We start from the raw sequence: 9,614 nt of genomic DNA on the forward strand, positions 1-9,614 counted from the left end.
AGGGTGCCTCGTCATATTCTCATAAAACCTGTTCTTTAGTATTTCAGTTATCATTATGCCTATGACCTCCTAAACGCAAGACGGAATACTTTCGTCATAAGCAGGGGGTATGTTCCTGCAAATAAACAGGCTGCAGCTCCAATAGCCTTCTTCTTATGTTTTTCAGGAATCTTTGTCCCTGCTGCCAGTCCCATCGAGAACAGGCAAATCTTAACAAGTGCAAAATCCTTCCAAGTGCTTTCTCTTGCGTAACGATTGCCAAAATCAAACAATTTATTCATAGCCGGCCTCCCTTCCCATTCCATTCTCAAACATATTGAAAGTAAGCATCAACGCTGCCTCCACAAACTTCGATTTACCAGACCCACATAAGCTTCCTTCCACGCCTGACGGTGAACAGCGGTTTTCCCCTTTATCCCGTATTTTGTTTCTAACTGTTTGATAATCATAGAGGGCTCTCCATCATGCCCTTACTTCCCAATCTCTTTCTTATGCATCAAATGAATGCCAACATGTCCGATCCCCAGTATCAAAACAGCGACTCCGAGAATAATATTCTTCCCATAGACAGCTAATGAAAGGAAGGCCAGAACAGGCAGCGTTGCTCCCGCAACCGGTATGCCCAGAATACTGCTGTAAAAGTCCTCCATGGTTTTCTTGCTTCTGAAATACCTGATCCAGTAAATCTCATATAATACCATCAGGGCAAAAGACAGCACCAGCCACCATGACCTGCTCGACCACGGCCTGAAATTGAAATCAGAGAAAATCAGGGCTGCGCATGAAACCAACACTTCTCCGATTCTTTCGAGAGCCAGCAGTACCTTGTTCTCGTTAACTACGTATTTTTCATAATCCTTCGGCTGATTCTTTGTCCATGCTATGTTAGGCAGCATCAGCATGATTAAGAAAATAAGTCCCACATATGAAAATCCAAAGTTCATTATAATTCCCTTATGTTCATTATTTTATCTTCGGCATACTGGAATTCTTATAGGGCATGTCCCCTCTGGGAATTTCCAACCCACCTCACTGCTTATAATATAAACGCAAAACTTCAAAAAAACAGCAGTTTTGTGTTTTGTGTGCATAACAAACAGCCCTTCCCAACCATATCAGTGATAAGAATTATTCTATCCTGATACAGCTGAGAAGGGCTTTCATACCCTAAATATCCGACTTTTTCCAGAATTACAATCATTATTCAATGGAACTTGCGAAGCATGTTTGTTCCTTCTTCTTTTGATAATCTTAATTCATCCGTTCATCACTCTTTTTTTCGTCGTTCTTCTGCAAGCTTCGTCTGATATCTGCGCAGTCTTTCCAGCACAGAAGACCTGTATCGCAATGGGATTTTCCCGTGTCTCTGCTTCTTTTTCCGTTTGCCTTTATCTGAGGCAATATCAGTTTTTTCGAATTCTGTTTTGTTGGCATCCAGTTTTTTATCCGCTGCGTTTTTAGGCTTCGAATCTATTTGCTCTACAATCGAACCCACGACACCAATACGAGCAGATTCATTTCCTGACGCAGTCGGAGGCTCTGACATCTCATCGATATCAGAAACTTGAATAGGTTCTAATTCTGGTGGTTCGTCTGGGACAGCGTTCATGTTTTCACTTTTCTGTCCGTGGATATACTCCCTGATTTGTTTGATGACTGCATCTGAAAAGCCATTTGTCGTGTCCTCTGCGGCAGGATGTCCGCGGCTGTCCAGAACTGCGCAGGCGGCTTTCCTGCCGAAGTACTGGTTCTGCATGAGAAAGAAATGATTTCCGTCGATCCAGATATCTTCAGCGACGAGCCAGGTCCCCGGGCGGCCTTCAATCTGGAAATCCGTAGTCTCAGGAGTGAGAAGTTCCCGGGACGATGGCACATGGAAGAATCCTGTCAGAGAAACCAGCTTATCGGGATCCACGTAATATGCCGAAGTAATGCCGTATCTGGTGATCGCAAGAACATCACTTATTTCAAGCGTTTCGCCTGCAGAATCTGCAGGCAGCTCTTTTTCGAGCTGCCTGCGAAGCTGGAGGGGAGACAGAGAGGGATCAAACTCAGAAAGATAGATCTGGTCGTACAGATCCGAGATGACTTCCATCTGATATTTCTGCAGGTACTGGTAGGACTGGTGGCGGCGAGTCCTTGTCTCTCTTAATGCACGTTTCAGACGGTAGACCACATACTGGTTGAGTCCTTCGCTCATCACTTTTCCTCCGCTGTTTTTTCGGTCTCCTCCACGTTATCATCCGCAGTCTCTTCGTCATTGCCGTTTTCCTCCTCATTCATATCCCACTCAAGCTCTTCGCGGTAGGAATCGAGATCCAGCAATGCATATTCCCTGTCGGAGATCGTTTTCAGCTTTTCCCGGGCACTGCGGATCAGATCGCGCATCTCGGAATCATCCTGAAGCTCAGGCAGGACCCTCTCCAGCCTTTTTATGGTATTGCCCCTGGTATCAGGTTCAAAGACTGCAATCGCAAACAGTTCCTCTTCGTCAAATGTTATCTTCCTCATAATGACAGTTCTCCCTTCTTTCTCTGTGTGACATTTGTCTTTTCAGGTTTGTCCTTCTCTGCCGCGCGGACCTTCTCCCTGTTCTCACGAAGGGCAGCAAGGACGGATTCTTTCCGGCCTTCGCTGGCACCTTCACGAACCGATGGGGGCTTTTCCTGTCCCTGCGCAAGGCTGGAAACGGGATCCGAAAAATATGATTTTGCTTCCGTAATGGCATGCTGCACTGCCGGGGAATCCCGGAAATAGCCGATCGAGTTGATCACTTTTTCCTGGACCTGTCCGGATACGATCAGCGGGAAATCTCCTTCAAATTCACTTCCGTCATGCAGGGAAAAGCCGATTCCTTTACCGCCATTCTGCTGGCCGTCCGGAAGATCCCGACAGGCCTTGACTGCCTCCTCAAAGGTAAGGCCGCCGTGGTATTCCCCCATTACGGGAAAATCAATGCATTCCGCAGCGTAAAAGGTCAGGGCTGCTTCCACAGGAATTACAGGCTCTGATGCGGATGGATCCGGAGATGAATCGCGCGTATCCTGCATTGTTTTCTGGGTGCGCTGATCCTCTGTTCTTTGATCGGAATTGAGTTCCGCAGCTGACTGTTCTTCCTGCAATGTTGTTCCCTGCACGGATGTTTCCTGTTTTATTGCTTCCTGCGCCGATGCTTCCCGCGCATTCACGACTACATCTTCGTTCACTACATCTTCATTTGTGACTGTATTCTCTGCAGGAATGTTCTCTACAGGCATGTTCAAAGGAACATTCTGATTCTCTGCAGAGATGTCCGGATCCTCAGAAGCAATAAATTCTTCCTGCTCCTGAGGGGAAAGGAAGAATTCAGGAACTTCAGTAAATCCTATGCTGTCCACATAGTAGGCGTGGTCTTCACCGGCTTTGTGGAGGACGATGATGTCGCTCATACTGAGGGAATGCATCTGTGTTGATGCAGGGCGATCATCGCGGTTGAACTTTTCATAAAGGCTGTCAAGGGTGTCACCGGGACGGAGATATCCGTGGTAAACATCCTGGTAGTATTCCATGCTGACCGTATATCCATGCTCTTTGACAAAATCCATTCCCATGAAGATGTAATCGTCAGCAGGCGTATCCTTTTCGATCTGGTAGATCGTATAGCGGTCCACGTCCCTCTCCGCGACATAGGCTTCCACTTCATCGAAAATCTCTGCCGCTGTTTTACGTATCGTATCCAGTGAAGCACGCAGTGCCGTTGTATCCTGGCTTCCTGCGTAACTGGCAAGATAAGGGATACTATAGCCAGATGAGTCGATCTGGTAATGGGACAGGAGTACGTGGGCTACGGCTTCAGCCTCGGTCTCCCGGGTCCTCTGATCCTTGACAAGACCCTGCTGACGCATGATATCCCTGTCATGAAGCCTGGCATGTGCGAGCTCATGGACAGTAGTCTTCATTGTCTGGACCTCACTCATCCCGTTCTGGATAACGATCTCCTTGTTCTGGCTGTCGTAATATCCCTTGGCGCCGCCTTCGATCTCATCGAACCGGATCGGGACCGGGGAGACGGCACGCATGGCATCCATGAAGATCTCATAGTTTTCAGCTGTTCCTGTAAGCTCCGGAACATCCAGTTCAGGGAGCGGGTCGCCGGTCGTCTGTGCAAGATCAAATACTTTTGCCACTTTGTAATGGGGTACCGTGACCTCCACCTCTTCTGTCTTAGGCTTTCCGTCTCTCCCAAGGACAGGCTTTCCGGTCCGCGGATCCAGGACTTCCTGTTCCGTCTTTTTCTTATAGGGAGCAGGAGAGATGATAGATATTCCCTTCTGTCCCTTCATGACCTGCCGGTTAAACTTTTTCTGCCAGTTGGTATAGCTTGCCACATGCGTTGCTGTAGGCATCTGCATGGCGATCAGCAGGACGTTGTTGGCACTGTAATGGTGGAATTTTGCCATTGTTTCAAGTACCTTTTTGAACTGCACATCGTTTGACATATACTCCTTCAGCCCTGCTTCAAGCTTGTCAGTGATCTGTTTCATCTGTTCCCTGCGGGCAGCAATGATCTCTTCAAAACTTTTCTTTTTCCCGGACTCATGAGTCTTTTCTGTCTTTGTCTCTTCTCCTTTTGAAGTATCGCTTCTGCCGGGATCAGCCTGCCGCTTTCCCGGATCGTCCTGCGGCTTGAAACTATTGATAGTGTTATTTGCTTTTTCAGCCATAAAAATGCTCCTTTCCCGGCGGAGGCCGTGACGTAATAAAGCCTGTCGGCCGCCGGCTCCCGCCGAAATATTTCTATTAATCTGTTTTATCTGCTCAGAACTACGGGATTCTGAACATTCGCCTTCTGTTTTCATAAAGCCGGTTCTGCATGCATTTTCATATCCGTCCTTTTAATACCTGCGGATAATTCCGCTTTTTTGGCCTGCAGCCGGTCGAGCAGGGAGTCTTTACCCTGCTGCGATTCGCCTTTGCTTTTTCCGGAGATGTCCACTGCTTTTACAGCCTTACTATCTGAAATATCTGAAGCGAGATCCGCAAAGGTCTGCCCTCCTGAAAGGAGTTCTGCAGAACGTCCTGCAAGCGCTTCTGTATGGCTTTTTGCGGCGTTCTCACGGACAGACTGGTCTGTTTCCTCATCCACTCCCAGGGTCTCCCCGGGCGAGTGCTCATCCATGTTGAGCATGGCATTGAGCTCCGCAAGACGGGTAGATTTCTCTGCAAGCTCTGTTTCATGGGCAAAGGGCTTCCGGACCTCTTCCTTCGCGGCGGCGAGCTGACCCTGCAGGTTTTCCAGCTTCTGCTGTGACTCCGCAAGCTGACGTTCCACACTTGCCAGGGTATTCTGGATACGGGTGATATTGCCGGAAGGGTCTTTGCCAATTTCGAGGGTGTAGCTGCACTGGCGCTTTAAGGTGAGCATGTAGCTCTGGCGGAAGCCGTCAAAGCTGGCGCTCATGGAAAAGCCCGCGTACTCACCGATCGTTCCCTCCGCATGAACGGCTTTGAGGCCTGCACAAGCGGCGATCAGGGCAGTACCGGCTTCTTTCCTGTCCGTGAATTCCTTCCCGCCGATTGTCATGGAAAAAGTCTCTTCTTCGCTGTCCTTATCTTTTTCCTGCTGTGCCTGCAGAGCCTTGACTGCCACCAGATCTGCCCTGAGGCCGCCGATACGCTCCTTTACAGCTGTGATCTGGACAGGGTAAGTCCGGGCAATGTCAGACTCCAGACGGTAGCGCTCGTTGGTGTGATTGGCTTTAAGGAGCTTCAGGCGGCTCACCTGTATGTCGAGATCCATCTTCTCCTTGATCGCGGGATTGCCGGTAGCAAGCGCCTTGATCTCGGCGTATGACAAGGCAGTGTCATCCACATCCTCACAGGAGCGCACGGGGGATTTTGACGTCATGATCTGGGAAATAAATTTCTGTTTCTGCTCCAGGATCTGCCACATGTAGCTGTCGAAGCTCGATTCAGTCACATACCTGTAAATCTTTACTTTTGGGTTTTGGTTGCCCTGACGGAGGATCCGGCCTTCCTGCTGTTCGAGGTCAGAGGGCTTCCAGGGGCAGTCGAGATGATGCAGGGCGATAAGGCGGTCCTGCACGTTGGTGCCTGCGCCGAGCTTTGGTGTGGATCCCAACAGGATCCGCACCTGCCCGGAGCGGACTCTGGCAAATAATTCCTCCTTTCTGGCTTCGGTGTTTGCCTCATGTATAAAGGCGACCTCCTCCCGGGGTATTCCTCTGGCGACAAGTTTTTCCCGGATGTCATCATAGACATTGAAGGATCCGTCCCCTTTCGGCGTCGAGAGGTCACAAAAACAGAGCTGAGTGGAGCGGTCCTTTTCCGTGTCCCTCCAGACATTGAACATGTTCTCCACGCATCGGTTGACCTTGCTCTCCGGGTTATCCGGGAGCATAGGATTGATCAGGCGCTGATCAAGGGCACACTTCCTGCCGTCATTCGTGATCTTGAGCATGTTGTCTTCTGTAGGCTGCACCCTGCCTGCCCGGACAGCCTCAGCTCGGTCTGCGAAAGAGGAGACAAGCTCCTTCTGCTCCTCACTGGGCTTTAAGACTTCGTTGATGTATTCCGCTTCCGGGACGGGAAGGTCGAGCATGTCGGAAGTCTGGATATCCGCGCTCTCTTTAAAAAGCGTGATCAGCTCCGGGAGGTTGTAGAACTTCGCGAAGCGTGTCTTGGCCCGGTAGCCGGTGCCTTCCGGAGCCAGCTCGATCGCTGTGACGGTCTCACCAAAGGCTGCAGCCCAGGAATCAAAATGTCCCATCCCGAGCTTCTGGAGTGTGCCGTACTGCAGGTAGCGCATGACAGTATAGAGTTCTACCATGCTGTTGGAGACCGGAGTACCGGTGGCAAAGGTAACACCCTTTCCGCCGGTGATCTCGTCCAGGTACTGGCATTTCATGAACATGTCCGAGCACTTCTGCGCATCGGTCTGGGCAATGCCGGCAACGTTCCGCATCTTGGTGTAGAAGAAAGCATTCTTGTAAAAATGTGATTCATCTACAAAGAGACGGTCCACGCCCAGCTGTTCAAAGGTCACGACATCATCCTTGCGTTTCTGGTCGTTCAGCTTTGCCAGCCGCACTTCCAGAGTCCGGCGTGTCTTTTCCATCTGCTTGATGGTGTAGTTCTCCCCGCGGTCGTATTTCATGGAGCTGATGGCCGCCTCGATATCATCGATCTGGGACTGGATCGTTGCTTTCTGCCGCTCCCTGGAAAGCGGGATCCGCTCGAACTGGCTGTGCCCGATGATCACGGCATCATAGTCGCCGGTCGCGATGCGGGAACAGAACTTCTTGCGGTTGGCAGGCTCGAAATCTTTCTTTGTCGCGACAAGGATGTTTGCGCCGGGATAAAGCCGCAGGAAATCACTTCCCCACTGTTCGATCAGGTGGTTGGGGACCACATAGAGGCACTTCTGGGCAAGCCCGAGACGTCTGCTCTCCATGCCGGCGGCGATCATCTGGAAGGTCTTGCCCGCACCGACGCAATGGGCCAGGAGCGTGTTGTCGCCATAAAGGATATGGGCGACAGCGTTCTTCTGGTGATCCATCAGGGCGATCTCAGGTGTCATCCCGACGAAGCGGATGTGGGAGCCGTCATACTCCCGGGGACGGATGCTGTTGAATAATTCGTTGTATTTCTTACATAGTGCCTCCCTTCTGTCGATATCGCGGAAGACCCACTCCTTGAAGGCTTCCTTGATCATCTCCTGTTTCTGCTGTGCCAGCATTGTCTCTTTCCGGTTCAGTACCCTGCGCACGTTCCCTTCCGCATCCTGCACATTGTCATAGATCTTCGTGTCCCTGAGGTTCAGTGCATCCTCCAGGAGCCTGTAAGCGTTGACGCGGGTAGTGCCGTAGGTGGATGTAACACGCGGGTTCCCATAGGAATCCCGGTTCTTTCCTGAGATGTTCCATTGGCCGTTGACTTCGGCATAACGGACGTCGATGTCCTTGCCGAGGAAGTACCAAGGTGTCTTGAATGTCTCCCCCATGAACTGTGTGATGTACTCCGGGTCCACCCAGGTCGCGCCGAGGCGGACTTCGATCTCTGAGGCGTCGAGGTCTTTGGGCTGTACCTGCTCGAGGGCAGCGACATTTACCTGATATTCAGGATGGTTCTGCGCGAACTCTTTTGCGGTCCGGAGCTTTTCCCGGACATTGCCGGATAGGTATTCATCCGTATTTTCATACCGGTCTGTCAGAGGATTCTTGAAGATGACACCAGTGAGTTCTTCTGTGATCTCTTCCGGTGTTTTCCCTGTCAGCTGCGCCATAAAAGGAATGTCTACCCTGGCTTTTTCTCCGATGGAGAGTGCGAGGGCTTCCACAGCCGTATCCACGCTCGTGACCGGTTCCGGGCGGCGGATGGTACGTTTGGTGAAGATATCAGCCTTCCTGTCAAACTTCCCTTCTTCATCCAGGATCTCGAGGGATGCCAGGAGGCAGTAACTGGAATCCTGTGCAAAAGCCCTGCGGTTTGCATTGCTGCTGATGATCCCGTACTGGGCGGTATATTCGTCATAGCGGCGGTTCAGACGGCTCTGGATGGAAGAGACTTCCGCATCGCTCCTGTCCTCCAGCTGGGCTTGCAGCAGCTCCTGAACGATGTCCCGCAGCTCGATCATGCCGAGGATGCGCTCTGCCGTTGTGGCCGGAAGATCCATGCGATGCATGCGGGAGTTCTCACGGTAGTAGACATGGCCGTCGATATTGGTATAGCTGAAGTTTTTGACCGAAGGATCCGCAGGGATCGAAAGATCCTCATCTTCCAGTTCAGAGTCCGTGATCTCCGGGGCGGTGATCTCCCCCTGAATATGGCTCATAGCTTCACGGAGCTGATCCGAAAGAAGAGCTCCCGCAACCGGCTTTACTGTCACTTCCTGCCTTCCATACTGTGTGTTTTCTGTTGTGAATTCTCCGAGTACCATCTCCGGATGCTCAGCAAAATAGCTGTTCACCAAATAGCCTTCCAGTGTCGTACCCAGATGTACCCAGCCGGGTTCTTCCAGGGACATGCGGTCCCGCTTCTGGAAAAACAAGATGTCCGCCACGACGCCGGTATTTGCATTGCGCAGGAAAGCGTTATCCGGAAGACGTACTGCCCCCAGAAGGTCTGCCCTGTGCGCTATGTACTTCCTCACGGATTCATTCTGCTTGTCCATCGTGCCGCTGGATGTGACAACTGCAACTACGCCGCCGGGACGTACAAGATCCAGTGATCTCGCGATGAAATAGTCATGGATCAGGAAATTGTGCCGGTCATACCTGGAGTCCGCCACCTTGTACTGGCCGAAGGGCACGTTTCCGATCACGGCATCAAAAAAGCTGTCCGGGAAAGAGGTTGTCTCAAATCCCTGAACAGCAATGTTGTTTTTCTGATAAAGTTGTCTGGCGATCCTGCCGGATACAGAGTCGAGCTCCACACCGTACATGCGCATGTCTGACATGCTCTCCGGAAGGAGCCCCATGAAATTGCCGACACCGCAGGACGGTTCCAGCATGTTTCCGGAGGAAAGGCCCATCTGTTCCAAAGCTCCATACATGGCTTTGATCACGGTAGGTGATGTATAAAAAGCATTGAGCGTGCTCGCCCTGGCTTCACGG

6 protein-coding genes are annotated in these 9,614 nt (G+C 51.0%); all 6 read right to left on the reverse strand.

Annotation, left to right across the window (positions count from 1 at the left end; genetic code table 11):
* Positions 1–59: 59 nt before the first annotated feature.
* Positions 60–281 carry a hypothetical protein gene (locus BLT02_RS16265; RefSeq protein WP_092996521.1) on the reverse strand — a complete coding sequence of 74 codons (222 nt, stop codon included), beginning with the start codon at positions 279–281 and terminating at the stop codon, positions 60–62.
* Positions 282–470: 189 nt separating this feature from the next.
* Positions 471–947 (reverse strand): hypothetical protein, encoded by a 477-nt coding sequence (locus tag BLT02_RS16270; protein WP_092997977.1) that lies wholly within the window; start codon positions 945–947, stop codon positions 471–473.
* Between the two features lie 320 nt (positions 948–1,267).
* Positions 1,268–2,200: a YodL domain-containing protein gene (locus BLT02_RS16275; RefSeq protein ID WP_092997979.1), complete on the reverse strand. Its 933-nt coding sequence runs from the start codon at positions 2,198–2,200 to the stop codon at positions 1,268–1,270.
* Positions 2,200–2,511, reverse strand: a complete 312-nt coding sequence (locus tag BLT02_RS16280; RefSeq protein WP_092997982.1) for a transposon-transfer assisting family protein — start codon at positions 2,509–2,511, stop codon at positions 2,200–2,202. Before BLT02_RS16280 ends, BLT02_RS16275 begins: the two co-directional genes overlap by 1 nt.
* On the reverse strand, positions 2,508–4,703 hold the full coding sequence (locus tag BLT02_RS16285; RefSeq protein ID WP_175453907.1) for a YodL domain-containing protein: 2,196 nt from the start codon (positions 4,701–4,703) through the stop codon (positions 2,508–2,510). Before BLT02_RS16285 ends, BLT02_RS16280 begins: the two co-directional genes overlap by 4 nt.
* A gap of 131 nt (positions 4,704–4,834) precedes the next feature.
* A partial coding sequence (locus BLT02_RS16290) for an Eco57I restriction-modification methylase domain-containing protein (RefSeq protein WP_175453908.1) occupies positions 4,835–9,614 on the reverse strand: 4,780 nt, incomplete at its 5' end.

Origin of the sequence: Sarcina sp. DSM 11001, from assembly GCF_900101015.1 — a bacterium.
Classification (GTDB): Bacteria; Bacillota; Clostridia; order Lachnospirales; family Lachnospiraceae; genus CAG-791.

Excerpts from the sequence above, each read along its gene's own strand:
- BLT02_RS16275 (WP_092997979.1), bottom strand. The coding sequence starts at position 2,200 with ATGAGCGAAGGACTCAACCAGTATGTGGTCTACCGTCTGAAACGTGCA.
- BLT02_RS16280 (WP_092997982.1), bottom strand. The coding sequence starts at position 2,511 with ATGAGGAAGATAACATTTGACGAAGAGGAACTGTTTGCGATTGCAGTC.
- BLT02_RS16265 (WP_092996521.1), bottom strand. The coding sequence starts at position 281 with ATGAATAAATTGTTTGATTTTGGCAATCGTTACGCAAGAGAAAGCACT.
- BLT02_RS16285 (WP_175453907.1), bottom strand. The coding sequence starts at position 4,703 with ATGGCTGAAAAAGCAAATAACACTATCAATAGTTTCAAGCCGCAGGAC.